Annotated in this window: 14 protein-coding genes; 4 read left to right on the forward strand and 10 right to left on the reverse strand. The window is 73.8% G+C overall.

From position 1 onward, the window contains the following. Nucleotides 1-33: 33 nt before the first annotated feature. Both AB7F12_RS15155 and AB7F12_RS15160 read left to right on the forward strand, forming a co-directional pair. Entirely contained in the window at nt 34-912 is an 879-nt protein-coding gene (locus AB7F12_RS15155; RefSeq protein ID WP_428497880.1) for an SMP-30/gluconolactonase/LRE family protein, read from the forward strand. Nucleotides 913-920: 8 nt separating this feature from the next. Further along, on the forward strand, nt 921-2,210 hold the full coding sequence (locus AB7F12_RS15160) for an LLM class flavin-dependent oxidoreductase (protein ID WP_428497881.1): 1,290 nt from the start codon (nt 921-923) through the stop codon (nt 2,208-2,210). Nucleotides 2,211-2,226: 16 nt separating this feature from the next. Here the strand turns inward: AB7F12_RS15160 and AB7F12_RS15165 are convergent, their stop codons facing one another. Further along, nucleotides 2,227-2,799: a TetR/AcrR family transcriptional regulator gene (locus tag AB7F12_RS15165; RefSeq protein ID WP_428497882.1), complete on the reverse strand. Its 573-nt coding sequence runs from the start codon at nt 2,797-2,799 to the stop codon at nt 2,227-2,229. 103 nt (nt 2,800-2,902) lie between these two features. Here AB7F12_RS15165 and AB7F12_RS15170 point away from each other — a divergent pair, with 103 nt between their 5' ends. Together AB7F12_RS15170 and AB7F12_RS15175 are read left to right on the forward strand one after the other, a co-directional pair. Continuing rightward, the gene (locus AB7F12_RS15170) at nt 2,903-3,799 is read left to right on the forward strand and encodes an NmrA family NAD(P)-binding protein (protein ID WP_428497883.1); all 897 of its coding nucleotides are present in this window, start codon (nt 2,903-2,905) and stop codon (nt 3,797-3,799) included. A gap of 33 nt (nt 3,800-3,832) precedes the next feature. Beyond that, nucleotides 3,833-4,264 (forward strand): hypothetical protein, encoded by a 432-nt coding sequence (locus AB7F12_RS15175; RefSeq protein WP_428497884.1) that lies wholly within the window; start codon nt 3,833-3,835, stop codon nt 4,262-4,264. Here AB7F12_RS15175 and AB7F12_RS15180 read toward each other — a convergent pair. From AB7F12_RS15180 to AB7F12_RS15220, 9 genes are all read right to left on the reverse strand, one after another. Beyond that, on the reverse strand, nt 4,257-5,168 hold the full coding sequence (locus AB7F12_RS15180) for a cyclase family protein (RefSeq protein WP_428497885.1): 912 nt from the start codon (nt 5,166-5,168) through the stop codon (nt 4,257-4,259). The genes AB7F12_RS15175 and AB7F12_RS15180 overlap by 8 nt on opposite strands. Nucleotide 5,169: 1 nt before the next feature. Further along, on the reverse strand, nt 5,170-6,279 hold the full coding sequence (locus tag AB7F12_RS15185; protein ID WP_428497886.1) for an acyl-CoA dehydrogenase family protein: 1,110 nt from the start codon (nt 6,277-6,279) through the stop codon (nt 5,170-5,172). 15 nt (nt 6,280-6,294) lie between these two features. After that, nucleotides 6,295-7,476 (reverse strand): acyl-CoA dehydrogenase family protein, encoded by a 1,182-nt coding sequence (locus tag AB7F12_RS15190; protein ID WP_428497887.1) that lies wholly within the window; start codon nt 7,474-7,476, stop codon nt 6,295-6,297. Further along, entirely contained in the window at nt 7,473-8,375 is a 903-nt protein-coding gene (locus AB7F12_RS15195) for an enoyl-CoA hydratase-related protein (RefSeq protein ID WP_428497888.1), read from the reverse strand. Before AB7F12_RS15195 ends, AB7F12_RS15190 begins: the two co-directional genes overlap by 4 nt. Further along, nucleotides 8,372-10,081, reverse strand: coding sequence for an AMP-binding protein (locus tag AB7F12_RS15200; RefSeq protein ID WP_428497889.1), 1,710 nt, complete (start codon nt 10,079-10,081; stop codon nt 8,372-8,374). The genes AB7F12_RS15195 and AB7F12_RS15200 overlap by 4 nt, the downstream gene beginning before the upstream one ends. Before the next feature lie 118 nt (nt 10,082-10,199). Continuing rightward, nucleotides 10,200-10,961 carry a crotonase/enoyl-CoA hydratase family protein gene (locus AB7F12_RS15205; RefSeq protein WP_428497890.1) on the reverse strand — a complete coding sequence of 254 codons (762 nt, stop codon included), beginning with the start codon at nt 10,959-10,961 and terminating at the stop codon, nt 10,200-10,202. Next, nucleotides 10,958-12,133 (reverse strand): CaiB/BaiF CoA transferase family protein, encoded by a 1,176-nt coding sequence (locus AB7F12_RS15210; protein ID WP_428497891.1) that lies wholly within the window; start codon nt 12,131-12,133, stop codon nt 10,958-10,960. Before AB7F12_RS15210 ends, AB7F12_RS15205 begins: the two co-directional genes overlap by 4 nt. After that, nucleotides 12,130-12,522, reverse strand: coding sequence for a Zn-ribbon domain-containing OB-fold protein (locus tag AB7F12_RS15215; RefSeq protein ID WP_428497892.1), 393 nt, complete (start codon nt 12,520-12,522; stop codon nt 12,130-12,132). Before AB7F12_RS15215 ends, AB7F12_RS15210 begins: the two co-directional genes overlap by 4 nt. Further along, nucleotides 12,519-13,685, reverse strand: a complete 1,167-nt coding sequence (locus AB7F12_RS15220) for a thiolase C-terminal domain-containing protein (RefSeq protein ID WP_428497893.1) — start codon at nt 13,683-13,685, stop codon at nt 12,519-12,521. Before AB7F12_RS15220 ends, AB7F12_RS15215 begins: the two co-directional genes overlap by 4 nt. Between the last annotated feature and the right edge of the window lie 26 nt (nt 13,686-13,711).

Genomic DNA, 13,711 nt, shown 5'->3' on the forward strand with positions numbered 1-13,711 from the left:
GTCGACCGACATCGAGTCCGCGGAGGAACCCAGGTGCCCGATCCGACCCTGACGGCCCCGGCCGTACCGCTGACCGCAGGCCTCCGCTTCGCCGAGGCGCCTCGCTGGCACGCGGGATGGCTCTACTTCTCCGACATCTTCGCCCACCGCGTCCTGCGCGTCGACGAGTCGGGGAACCTGGAGACCGTCCACGAGTTCGGGGACGACGTGCACCCCTGCGGCCTGGGATTCCTCCCCGACGGCCGGCTGCTGGTCGTCAACATGGCCCGCCCGGAGATCCTCCGGATCGACGCACCCGGACAGGTCCGCATCCACGCCGACCTCGCGCACCTGGCCGTCGGGGGCCTCAACGACATGGTCGTCGATGCGCAGGGCCGGGCCTACACGGGCTCGATGGGCACCCACGACCCCGCCGCGCCGCGCCCGGTCCACCCCGACGGCCGGGTGATCCTCGTCGAACCGGACGGGTCCGCGCGCGTCGTCGCCACCGAGGTCGACGACCCCAACGGCCCGGTCCTGCTCCCCGACGGGACCTACGTCGTCGCCTCCTTCCCCTCCGCCCAGCTCCTCGGCTTCGACCGCGCCACCGACGGGACCCTCACCCGCCGCCGGGTCTGGGCCGATCTCGCGCCGGGCAGCGCCGACGGCATCGCCGCCGACCGCGAGGGGGCGATCTGGACGGCCTCGCCGCTGCAGGGAGTGCTGCGGCGGGTGGTGGAGGGCGGAGAGATCACCGACGTCGTCACGATCTCCGACGACATCGCCCACAAGATGCCGCTGGCGTGCGCCCTCGGTGGCCACGACGGCCGGACCCTGTTCGTGCTGTGCCTGCTGGGCGGGGTCGCGGCGATCACCGCGGGCACCACCGGGGCCGTCGTCGAGACGGTCCGCGTCGCCGTCCCGGCGTCCTAGGAGCCGGCGTGGAGTTCGGGCTCTTCTTCGGCCAGCAGCTGCCCCGCCCGTGGGGGCCGGACGCCGAGCTGGACCTGTTCCGGGAGAGCCTCGACCAGGTCGAGCTGGCCGACCGGCTCGGATTCGGCTATGCCTGGGCCCCGGAGCAGCACTTCCTCGAGGAGTACTCCCATTCGTCGGCACCCGAGGTGTTCCTGGCCGCGGCGAGCCAGCGGACCCGCACGATCAGGCTGGGCCACGCCGTCGTCCTGCTGCCCCCGGGCTACAACGAACCGGCGCGGGTCGCCGAGCGGATCGCGACCCTCGACCTGGTCTCACGCGGGCGCGTCGAGTTCGGCATCGGGCACTCGAAGACGCGCATGGAGCTCGAGGGCTTCGGCGTCGACCCGCAGCTGCGGCGCGAGATGTCGCTCGAGGCGCTCGGCCAGGTCACCGAGATGATGGCCCGGGAGCCCTACCCCGGACACGTCGGCAGGTACTTCTCGATGCCTGCGCGCAACGTCGTGCCGAAGCCGGCCCAACGACCCCATCCGCCGCTGTGGATCGCCTGCTCCGACGACGAGACCGTGAGACTCGCGGCGCGGCTCGGGATCGGGGCGCTCGCCCACTCGTTCTTCGACGCCGCCGAGGCCGCCCGGGTCGTCGAGGACTACCACGCGACGTTCGAGCGCGAGTGCGTCCCGATCGGGCACACCGTGAACCCGCGGGTCGCGACGATGGTCCCCTTCCACTGCCACCCCGATCCCGACGTCGCGCGGGAGCGTGGCGAGCGCGCCGGCAGCTTCTTCACCTACGCCGTACGGCACTACCACGTCTTCGGCAGGCACCGGCCCGGTGCGACGGACGTGTGGGAACGCTCGGAGACCGTCCGCGAGGAGCTCGGCGGCACCATCCCCCATCGCGGCGAGCACGCGATCGGCTCTCCCGCCGAGCTCACCGAACGGCTGCGCGCGTACCAGGGCGCCGGGCTGGACCAGACCATCCTGCTCCACCAGTTCGGACGGCTGCCCTACGACGAGGTCAGGGCGTCGCTGGAGCTGTTCGCCGCCGAGGTCATGCCCGGCTTCGCCGCCGACCACGCCGGTATCCGGGCGCGCCGGGACGCGGAGCTGGCTCCGCACATCAGCGCCGCACTGGCCCGCAAGGAGCAGGTGTCCGGGGCGGCGATCCCGCCCGTCGACGCCTACGGGCGGAGCCGGCCACCGCTGGAGGACCCCGATGCCCATCCCCCGCACGTCAGGGAACTGCTGGCCGAGCTCGCCCGGATGGCCGACGTGGCGGGGCGGCTCGACCCCTGACTGCGCGACCCGGCCCTCAGGGGCAGGGGTGGATGCCCGCGAGCGCGAGGCGCACCAGGCGCCGCGCGGTCACGGCGTCCTTCTCCGTCGCCGTTCCGATCGCGTTCATCAGGGTCATCAGGTCCTGACCGTTGACCCCGGGACGCAGCACGCCGGCGGCGGCCGCGCGGTCGACCAGGACCTGCAGCTCGTCGATCAGGCGGTCGGTCACGCAGATCTCGTCCGCGGTGAGGCCGTCCTCGCCCGGGGCGTCGGGGCTGCCCAGCAGCGCGATCCCGAGCCCGCGGTTGTCGGCGATGTAGGCCGTCGTGTCCTCGACCCAGGTGTCCAGCTCGGCGGCCGGGTCCGTGCCGGGCTGCGCCGCGGCGTGGTCGCACAGCTGCTCGACGCCCTCCCGGTAGACGGCCTCCAGCAGCGCGTGGCGCGACGGGAAGTGCCTGTGCAGGGTCGCCGAGCCGAGGCCCGCGCGGCGCGCGATCTCCTCCAGCGACGCCTGCGCGCCCTCCTGACGGATGAGTTCCGCGGCGGCTGCGAGCAGCCGCGCCCGGTTGCGCCGTCCGTCGGCGCGCAACGTCTTCACCGCAGGCACGGCGCTCCTCTCCTCGACAACCGGGGTGGCCCTCGATATCGTAGCCCAGGTATAAACGGGGTGGTACCCCATTTAATCCGACGTCGATCGAAGGAGTGCAGACATGGGTGAGTTCGTCCTGGTCACAGGGGCGACCGGGCAGCAGGGCGGCGCCGTCGCGCGGGCCCTCGCCGCAGCCGGTACCCCGGTGCACGCGCTCGTCCGCAACCCGGACAGCGAGAAGTCCCGGGCCCTGGCCGAACAGGGGGTCCGGCTCGTCCGCGGCGACCTCGACGAGCCGGAGTCGCTCAAACCCGCCCTCGACGGGGCCCGCGGCCTGTTCTCGGTCCAGACCCCGGACTTCGCGAACCTCGCCGGGGACACCGAGATCGACCGCGCCCGCACCCTCGCCGCGGCCGCCGCGGCCGCCGGTGTCCCCCAGATCGTGCACACCTCGGCCTCGGGCGCCACCAGGATCATCGACGAGGAACGCTGGGGCCCGTTCGTCGGGCACGCGTTCCGCGTCAAGACACTGACCGAGGACGCCCTGCGGGAGGCCGGGGCCGCGTCGACCACGATCCTGCGGCCCTCGGCCTTCATGGAGAACTTCCTGGCGCCCTCCTACTTCTACGCACCCGGGTCGAGGGAGAAGGTCCTGGTCGGTTACGACATCGATGTCCCCCAGGCGTTCGTCGCGGTCGCCGACATCGCCTCCGCGGCAGCGGCCGCGTTCGCCGACCCGCAGCGCTTCGACGCCGTCGAGCTGGAGCTGGCGGGTGACCGGATCAGCCTCCGCGAGGCCGCGGCCACCCTGTCACGGGCCTGGGGTCGGTCGATCACCGTCCCGGCGAGCCGCGACGCCGCGATCGCGGACGGGCTGCCCGAGGTGTTCCGGCAGTCCCAGGGATACCTGAGCGCGCACCCCGCGCCGGCCTTCCCGGAGTACCTGCGGGCGTTCGGCCTGCCCGCCACCTCGCTCGAGGAATGGGCGCGCGACGCCGCCCGACGAGGTGTCGCCTGAGGGCACCGCGGGGCCGGACGACGAGGAGGACCGATGGACACCGGGCCCGCGACCGCGCGGCGCAACGAGATCGAACAATCGGTCCTCGCGACCTACGACGACTACCTCGCCGCCTTCCAGCGCTTCGACGCCGCGGCCACGGCCGCGCACTTCGTCGCGCCGCTGTGCCGGCTGTCGAGCAGCGGCCCCGGCACGTCCGCGACCCGGACCGACATCCGGCAGTGGCTGGTCACGACCTGGGAGGCAATGGCCGCGCGGCGGTACGGGGGCGCCACGACGACCTCCCGGACCGTGACCGTGCTCGACGCGCGGACCGTCCTGCTCCGTGCACGGGGCGCCCGACACGACCTGTCGGGCGCCCCGCTCGAGGACTTCGACGTCCTCTACGTGCTGGTCCGGACCGACGACCACGGTCCCTGGCGGATCGCGGTCGTCACCTCCGTCGATCCCGCCGGGGTCACTTGACGGCGAGCGGGTTCACCGGCGACCCGACCGCACCGACGAACTTGATCGGCGGGCCCGCGAACAGGAACTCGTACACCCCGTCGCTCGCGCAGTCCGCGGCGAGCTCCTCGAAGTCGAGGATCTCGCCCAGCGGCATGCCCATGTCCCTGATCAGCACGCAGTGCACGGCGAACTTCTCGTCGCCCTCACCGGGCAGGACCTCGATCGCCCAGTTGTCCGAGCACAAGGCCGCCACCTCGTGGTCGTGGAGCCACTGTGCGCACGCCAGCCCGATGCCGGGCTCGCCGTCCATGAACGCCGCGGCGTCTCCCGTCGTCGTGAACACCCGGCGCCACCCCGTCCGGATCAGGAGGATGTCGCCCGCCCCGACCCGCACGCCCTGGGTCCCGGCGGCCTCGTCGAGGTCCGCGGGCGTGATCGCGTAGCCGCGTTCGAGGTGGTCCACGCCCTTGAGGCGGGCGACGTCGAGCAGCACACCGCGGCCGACGACGCCCTTGCCGAGCTTGTCGATCGCGAGCTTCGCCGCTCCCCGCGGGCCCACCTCGGCGGTGGGGTATCCGTTGTAGAGCATGCCGTCGTAGAAGACGTGGGACAGCCCGTCCCACTGGGAGGCGGCCTGCAGCGGCATGAAGACGTAGTCGTCGGCGAAGTGCATGCCGCCCGGGTACACCTGCCCGGCCCCGGTGTCGCGCATGAGGTGCACGGGGTTGATCCGGGCCCCGCCGGGCTGCGGGCCGTCGGCGGCGAAGGGGATGCCGAGATCGAAGATCCGGCCCGTCCGCACGAGCCCCGCGGCCGCGACGACGGCCTCGGGGGTGATGAGGTTCAACGTTCCCCGCTCGTCGTCGGGGCCCCAGCGGTGCCAGTTGCTGAGCCGGCGACCCACGTCGCGGAAGCGCTCCACGTCAGACCCCGATCGCCCGGCCGACCAGGTCACGGTGGTGGCCCGGGGTGCCCAGCAGGAACTCGCTGCTCCTGGCGCGTTTGAAGTACAGGTGCACGGGATGCTCCCAGGTGAAACCGACGCCGCCGTGCAGCTGGATCGCCGTCGCGGCCGCGCGGGTGTAGGTGTCCGAGCAGACCGCCTTCGCGACGGAGGCGGCCACCTCGAGCCCGGGGTCGTCGGCGGCGACGGCGCGCGCGGCCTCCTGCGCCGCCGACCGGGCCGACTCGACGGCGACGAGCATGTCGGCCAGCTGGTGCTTGACGGCCTGGAACGACCCGATCGGCCGGCCGAACTGATGGCGCACCTTCGCATACCCGACGGTCATCTCCAGGACCCGCTGGGCCCCGCCGACCTGCTCCGCGGCCAGGGCCACCGCGGCAAGCCGGAGCGCCCGCCGAACCCCCGCCCAGGCGTGCCCGCTGCGTCCGACGAGCACCGCAGGTGCCCGGTCCAGGACGACGCGTGAGAGCGGGCGGGTCAGGTCGAGGGTCGTCTCGACCTCGACCACGCAGCCCGGGCCCCGCGCCCCGACCTCGAACAACGAGAGCCCGTCAGCGGTGTGCGCGACGACCAGCAGCAGGTCGGCGACGTGCCCGGCGAGCACGAAACGCTTCACGCCGGTCAGCGTCCAGCCGGACCCGGCCGGCTCGGCCCGCATCCGGACGGCGGTGTCGTCCCAGCCCCCCTCCTCCTCACCGAGCGCAAGGGTCGCGACCAGCTCGCCCCGGGCGATCGCGGGCAGGTGGCGCGCACACGCGGCCTCGTCACCGCTGTGCCGCAGGACGTTCGCGGCGAGCGCGACGGTGGCGAAGAACGGGGACGGCAGCAGCGCCCGGCCCATCTCCTCGAACACGACGCACAGCTCCTCGTAGCCGAACCCGGCGCCGCCGTGCGCCTGTGCGATCGCCATCCCCTGCAGCCCCAGCTGGTCGGCCATCACCGACCACACGTCGCGGTCGTAGCCCGTGGCGTCGTCCATCAGCCGGCGGACGTCGGCCTCGGCGGACCGCCGCTCCAGGAAGCGGCGGACCTCGCGGCGGAGGTCGTCGCGGGCATCGTTGCCGATCATCGCCTCGTCCATGGCTCAGCCCCGCGGAATCCGGGAGAACGGAAGGTGCTTGTCGCCGCGCGGTTCGGGCGGCAGGCCGAGCACCCGGTCGGCCAGGATCGTGCGCATGATCTCCGACGTGCCGCCCTCGATCGACTGGGCCCGCGAGCGCAGGAAGCGGCGGCGCAGATCCGCGTCGCCCTGCCCTGCGAGCGCCTCCTCGGTGTACGCGACGGGTTCCCAGGAGTCGTAGAGCAGGCTCTCGTCGCCGAGCAGGTCGAGGCACAGCTGCAGGGCGTCCTGGTTCAGCTCGGCGTGGACGAGCTTGCCGATCGAGCCCTCGGGACCGGGGATGCCGGCCGTCCGGTTCGCGGCCGCCCGCACCGTGTTGAGGTGCTGGACCCGGGCCCGGATCCACAGGTCGATCATCCGCGTACGCAGCTCGGCCCCACGCTCCCGGCGCCGGTAGAGGTCCAGCGCGATGTCGGTGGGGCCCGCGTCGTCGCGCCGGCGGTTGAACAGGACGCGCTCCTCCATGAGCGTCGTCATGGCCACCTTCCAGCCCTCCGACACCGCACCGATGCGCGCGGCGTCGGGAACCCGCACACCGGTCAGGTAGACCTCGTTGAACTCGGCGTCCCCCGTCAGCTGCCGCAGCGGCCGGACCTCGACCCCGGGCGCACGCATGTCGAGCAGGAAGTAGGTCAGGCCCTGGTGCTTGGGCAGCTCGGGATCGGTGCGCACGACGAGCATCCCGATGTCGGAGATCGTCGCCATCGAGCTCCACACCTTCTGCCCGTCGACGATCCAGGAGTCGCCGTCACGCACGGCACGGGTGGATAGGCCCGCCAGGTCCGACCCGGCGCCGGGTTCGGAGAAGAGCTGGCACCAGCGCTCGTCGCCGACGAACAGCGGCCGCAGGTAGCGCTGCTGCTGCGCCCGGTCACCCCAGGCGACGACGGTCGGGGCACCCATCGCGTAGCCGAGCCGGTTGGCCGCGGCACCGTCGGGCGCGCCGGCCTCGGCGAGCCGCAGCACCACCTCCCGCTGCAGCTGCGGTGCGACGCCCAGCCCGCCGCAGCCGTGCGGGAAGTGCACCCAGGCCAGCCCGGCGTCGAACTGGGCCGCCAGGAAGTCGCGCCGGGCGGTCGTCGTCGGCGGGTGGTCGCGAAGCAGTTCCTCGATCCGGGCCCGGACGAGGTCGCCGTCGGCCGTCACACGAACCCCTCGGCCCGGAAGGCGCCGTCGCGCCAGTCGAGCGCCGCCTGCAGCCCGCTCTCGTCGAGCCGCTCGCGGAAGGCTTTCGCGCCGGGCCGGAAGTTGCCGCTGAAGGAGTGCCACGACCAGGACTGGTCGAAATGCGTCTTCATGCCCTGGATCTCGAAGGCCTGGTTGACCGAGTGCTTGTTCGCGGCCAGCAGCCCCGGGGCGATCGACGAGATCGCCCGCAGCTCGCGCAGCGTCTGTGCCTCGAGCTCGTCGGGCGGGAAGGACTTGACCACCCAGCCCATCCGGGCGGCCTCGGCGCCGGAGACCGAGTTCCCGGTCAGCTGGAGGTACTTCGCGTGCGCCATCGTCATCTTCCACGGGAAGAACGGGACGTCGGGGCTGGTCATCCCGCGCATCGGCGGATACCCGATCCGCGCGTCGTCCGCGACGAAGGCGATGTCGCACATGGACATGAGCTCGGTCCCGCCGGCCACGCAGTGCCCGTGCACCATCGCGACGACGGGCTTGAGGAGGTCCCAGATCGTGTACCAGTCCCGCACGCAGCTGCGCGCCCACTGGTCGGTCCAGCCGTCGAACTCCGCCGCGTCCACCCAGCGCTCGGGCCGGGTCCCGTCGTCCTGGTAGTAGCTCGCGCTCTGCCGGCCGCTGGTCTTCGGGCCGGTCGAGAGGTCGTAGCCGGCGCTGAACGACGGTCCGGCCGCGCGGACGAGCACGACCGACACGTCGTCGTCGGCCTCGGCGGTGCGCAGGGCGTGGATGATCTCGCGCCGCATCAGGTAGCTGAGCCGGTTCCGCTTGTCCGGGACGTTCAGGGTGACCGTCGCCACCCGGTCGGCCACCGCGTAGAGGATCTCCTCGTACGCGGGTTGGGGCTCTGTCGTGGTCACGGGCGGTCCGATCTGGTGAGGGGGTCCGGGTGGTCGAGGAGGGCGCGGAGCTCCCGTTTGAGCACCTTGCCCGCGGCGTTGCGCGGCAACGGGTCCGAGCCGATGAGGTACCGGGTGGGAATCTTGAACGGGGCGAGGTGGGGCCCGGCGTGCGCGCGCAGGTCGTCGGCGGTCACCGCCGCCCCGGGCCTGACCTGCACGACCGCGGCCACCTCCTCGCCGAGGTCCCGGTGTGGCACGCCGACGACGGACACGTCCTCGACGGCCGGATGGTCGCCGAGGCGTTCCTCCACCTCGGCGCAGTAGACGTTCTCGCCACCCCGGATCACGACGTCCTTGATCCGGTCGACGATGTGCACGAAGCCCTCGGCATCCCTGCGGACCAGGTCGCCGGTGCGCAGCCAGCCGTCGGCCGTGAACGCGGCGGCCTGGTGGTTCCAGTAGCCACGGGCGAGGGTGGGACCCCGGAACCAGGCCTCGCCGACCTCGTCGGTCCCGACGTCGGCACCGTCCGCCCCGACGACCCTGAGCTGTGAGGTCGGGAAGGGTCGGCCGACCGACAGCGGACGTCGGAAGTAGTCGCGCGACCCGATCATCATCATCGCGCCGGTGGTCTCGGTGAGCCCGTACCCGGTCCCGGTGCCGGTCCGGCCCTCGAACAGGGTCGCGATGCGGCCCACCAGGGCAGCGGTCGACTGCGCACCGCCGGTGGCCAGTGTGCGCAGCGACGGCAGCCGGCTCCCGGTCCGCTCCACCTCGTCCATCAGCTGTCGGGCCACGGCCGGGACCGCGGTGAGGGAGTCGACCTCCTCGCGCACGATCAGCTCGACGGCACGGCGGGCGTCCCAGCGGTACATCAGGACCAGGTGCAGGCCGGTGACCGCGGCCGAGACGACCCGGGGCAGGTAGGCGACGTGGAACAGCGGACCGGTGACCAGCATCGTCGGCGTGTCCGGGGGCGGCGGCACCGCTTCTCCGCGAGCCCTGGCGAGCTCGGCCTCGACCACGCCGTGCAGGCGCATGTTCATCGCGGTCGTGAGGTGTGCGCGATGGGTGGCGACAGCACCCTTCGGCCTGCCACTGGTGCCGGAGGTGTAGAGGATCGTGGCGTCGTCGTCGGGGTCCAGGGGCACGGTGTCCGGGTCGAAGCGGCGGTGCTCCCCCGCGAGGACCGCGGTCCACTCGTCGTCCCCGCGGACGCGCTCGCCCGGGCGGACCTCGACGACGGCCCGCAGCCCCGGCAGGTCGGCCCGCCGGGCCTGGACGGCCTCGGTGCGCTCGCGGTCGGCGACGAGCAGCCGCGCCCCGCAGTCCGCGAGGGCGCCGGCCAGCTCCGAGCCGGTCCACCACGCGTTGAGCGGGACGCACACGGCGCCGACGCTCACGGCCGCCGCGAACGCCACGATCCACTCGGGATGGTTGCGCATCGCGATCGCGACGCGGTCGCCCTTCCGGATCCCGTACCGGTCGACCAGCAGCGTGGCGAACCGGTCCACGGCGTCCTGGTGCTGCGACCAGGTGCGGTGCTCGTCCTCGTAGGTGACGGCGGGCCGCCGGCCCCACCGCCCGCCACCGGCCACGACCTCGCGCAGGTCGGCCGGGGCATGGACGTAGACGTGCCCGCCGCGGCCGGGGCGGAGGGCGAACTCGCCGTCCCCGCCCGTCAACCGGGCGATGATCGCGGCGCGGCGCTCGGTCTCGGTCACTCCCCGACTCCTCCGCGGCCGCCGCGACGGCGCGTCGGTGCGCGCGCGGCGGGCCGCTCAAATCCTCGACGAGGCTATCGTTCGGGATACCAAGTGGTCAATACTGGATCCTATTCGGTCACTGTCCCGTCCACGCCGGGGCCCGCTTCTCGACGAACGCGCGGGCCCCCTCGGTGGCGTCGGCGGAGGTACGGACCCGGTGGGCGTGCTCCGCCTGCCAGGCGAACCCGGCCGCGTCGGCGCGCCTGCCCGCCGTCAGCACCGCCTTGGTCGCGGCCACGGCGAGTGGGCCGTTGGCGGCGATCCGGGCGGCGAGCCCACGCGCGGCCGCCAGCGCCGTGCCGTCGGCGACGACGCGGTTCACCACGCCGAAGCGGTACCCGTCGGCGGCGGAGAACCGGTCGCCGACCAGCGCGATCTCCATGGCCTGATGGTGCGACACGGTCCGCGGCAGCCGCAGCAGGCCCCCGCCCGCCGCGATCAGGCCACGCCTGACCTCCGGCAGCCCGAAGACCGCGGACTCCGCCGCGACCACGAGATCACACGCCAGCGCGATCTCCGTACCGCCGCCGAGCGCAGCACCCTCGACGGCGGCGATCAGCGGGGTGTCCGGCGGTCGCTCCACCAGCCCGGCGAAACCCCGGCCCTCGACGACCGGGCGCTCACCCCTGCCGAACTCCTTCAGATCCATCCCGGCGCAGAACCAGCCGCCTGCTCCGGTGACGATCCCGGCCCGCAGCCGCGGATCGGCGTCGAGCCGGTCCATCGCCCCCGCCAGGCCGTCGGCGACCGCACGGTTCACGGCGTTGCGCACCCGCGGCCGGTTGATCGTCGCCACCAGGACACCGTCGGTGACCTCCACCAGTACCGCGTCGGTCACGCCTGCACCGCCCCGAGCACCTCGTCGGTGTGTTCCCCGAGGCGCGGCGTCGGGAGAACGCCGGCAGGGGTGAAGCCGCGGTACCGCGCGGGGGTGCGGACGGCGAGCTCGGCCCGCTCGCCCTCCCCCACCGTGACCGCGAGCTCCCCCTCGACGAACGCCGCCGAGCCGATCACGGCGCTCCACCCACGGACCGGCGAGGCCATCACCCCCGCCGCGGTGAGCAGGTCCACCCACTCGGCCACGGTGTGCGCGGCCAGGGCCCCCTCCAGCGCCACGGCCAGCTCGGCGGGATGGCGGGCGCGTTCGAGCTGGTCGGCGAACCGCCGGTCCTCGCGCAGGCCGGGGCACCCGAGTACGTCGACGAGCAGGTCCCAGTGCTTCGGCACGTAGGCGAAGAGCATCAGCCAGCCGTCGGCCGCGCGGAACGGGCCGGACGGGGCGACGGCCATCGACGAGCGCCCGGTCTCGGTGAGGTGGGCGTGCTCGGGCGCGGTGTGGAGCTGGCGGGTGATGTGGGGGGCCTGCATGCTGACCGCGACGTCGTAGAGGGCGACCTCGACGGCGTCGCCCTCGCCGTGCCGTTCCCGGGCCAGCAGCGCGGCCAGGATCGCCTGCGCCAGGACGTGCCCGCTGCAGGCGTCGACGACCGTCGGAGCCGGGAGCAGCGGAGCCCCGTCCGCCCTGGTCAGCCCCGTGAGCAGGCCCGACTCGGCCTGGATCAGCGCATCGATCCCGGGCCGGAGGTGCTGGTCGCCGTTGCCGGAGAACGCCGACAGGGAGGCGTGGACGAGCCGGGGGTTGCGGCGGCGCAGCACGTCCGCACCCAGCCCGAGCCGGTCGAGGACGCCGGGCCGGAAGCCCTGCACGAACACGTCCGCGGTGTCGGCGAGCGCGAGCAGGCGCTCGACGTCGTCCTCGGCGCGCAGGTCGAGCACGACCGACTTCTTGCCGCGGTGGTGCGGCAGGAAGTAGGGCCGCAGGTCCTCCTGGCCGGGAATCGTGGAACGGATGTTGCGGCCCGCCTCGCCGGTGGGGGGTTCGATCTTGACGACCTCCGCCCCGAGGTCGACGAGCACCTGGCAGGCGAGCGGTCCCGCCACGTTGGACGTCAGGTCGAGGACCCGCATCCCCGACATCGGGCGGTGGACCGCCACGGTTGTTCCGGTCACGGACCCTCCAGGGTGCCGACGGGGTACGACGCGCCCTCTGCCGGGTGCGCGAAGGTGATGCGGACGGGCGACCCGGCTGCGGGCTCGTCCGTCCCGGTGAGCCGGACCTGCAGCCACGGCCCCTCGGTCAGCTCGACGATCGCGGTCTGCAACGGCAGCGCGCCCGCGAACGCGGGATGGGGTGCGGCGTGCACGACGGCCCAGGTCACGACGATGCCGCGGCCGGCCGTGACCGCCCACCGCAGCGGCCCGCAGCAGGCCGTGACGTCCGGGGGGTACCACTCGCCGCAGCCGCTGCAGCGCGGCACCACCAGGACGTCGCGAGCGGCGGCGGCGAAGAAGGGAGCGGTCGCGGCGTCGGCGTCGATCGGCGGTCCCGGTGTCGTCACCGCCGGCCCCCCGGGCGGTGCGGGGAGAGCACCACGGTCGAGTGGTGGTCCAGGATTCCGCCGTTGCCGCTGACCATGACCACGTCCCGCTTCGGGACCTGGCGCTCCCCCGCGTGCCCGCGTGCCTGCAGCACGGCTTCGGTCAGCGGCGTCATGCCCCAGAGGTAGTAGCCCGACAGCTGGCCGCCCCCGGTGTTGACCGGGAGTGCGCCACCGGGCGCGGTGTGACCGGCGGCGACGAACGGGCCGCCCTCGCCCTTCGCGCAGAAGCCGTAGTCCTCGAGGGTGACGACGACGGTGTAGGTGTAGCAGTCGTAGGCCTCGACGACGTCGACGTCCTGGACCCGGACACCGGCCATCCGCAGCGCGTCCGCACCGGAGCGCGCGGCGCCGGTGGTGAGCCCGAAGCCCGAGCCGCGGGCGGCCGGATGGCCGGGGTGGCCCTGGCCGAGGCCGAGGACGTGCACCGGCGGCCGGGCCAGGTCGGCCGCCCGGTCCGCGCGGGTGACCACGACGGCGGCGCCGCCGTTGGAGACCAGGCAGCAGTCGAGCAGGTGCAGCGGCTCGGCGATCCAGCGCGACGACTGGTGCTGGTCGATGGTGAGCGGCTCACGCATCTGCGCGAGCGGGTTGAGCGCGGCCCACTGCCGCTGGGCCACGGCGACCGCGCCGAGCTGAGCGCTCGTGGTGCCGAAGGCCTGCATGTGCCGCCGGGCGGCCAGGGCGTACTGGACCGTCGGGTTGCCACCCGCGACGGTGCGCAGGGCGGGCGCGCCGGTGGTTGCGTACCGGCGGCGGCCGGCGTAGGCCGCACCCGACGGCTCACCCGCCCGCAGCGGGGCGTCGGCGAAGACACAGACCACGACGTCGGCGAGGCCCGTGCTCACGGCTCCGGCGGCGTGGCCGACCATCGCGCCGGCGGTCGCGCCGAACGCCTGCATCTCGCTGAGCAGCCGCAGGTCGCGCAGGCCGAGCCTGCGCTGCAGCGAGACGTCGACGTCGCGTGTCGTGCCCGAGCCGACCAGCAGCCCGTCGACGTCGGCGAGGGTCAGCCCGGCGTCGGTGACCGCGCGGCGCACGGCGTCCGCGGCGAAGTCCGGTGCGCTCCGGCCGTGTACCCGGCCGACGTCGGTGATGCCGAGGCCGACGATCGCGGCGTCCATGCGGGACCTTCCGTGTCGGGGTGCCG

The organism is Pseudonocardia sp. (genome assembly GCF_050250275.1).
Lineage (GTDB): Bacteria > Actinomycetota > Actinomycetes > Mycobacteriales > Pseudonocardiaceae > Pseudonocardia.

What these genes read in the sequence shown, in the direction of transcription:
- AB7F12_RS15170 (WP_428497883.1), top strand. Translation starts at nt 2,903, where the DNA reads ATGGGTGAGTTCGTCCTGGTCACAGGGGCGACCGGGCAGCAGGGCGGC.
- AB7F12_RS15175 (WP_428497884.1), top strand. Translation starts at nt 3,833, where the DNA reads ATGGACACCGGGCCCGCGACCGCGCGGCGCAACGAGATCGAACAATCG.
- AB7F12_RS15185 (WP_428497886.1), bottom strand. Translation starts at nt 6,279, where the DNA reads ATGATCGGCAACGATGCCCGCGACGACCTCCGCCGCGAGGTCCGCCGC.
- AB7F12_RS15220 (WP_428497893.1), bottom strand. Translation starts at nt 13,685, where the DNA reads ATGGACGCCGCGATCGTCGGCCTCGGCATCACCGACGTCGGCCGGGTA.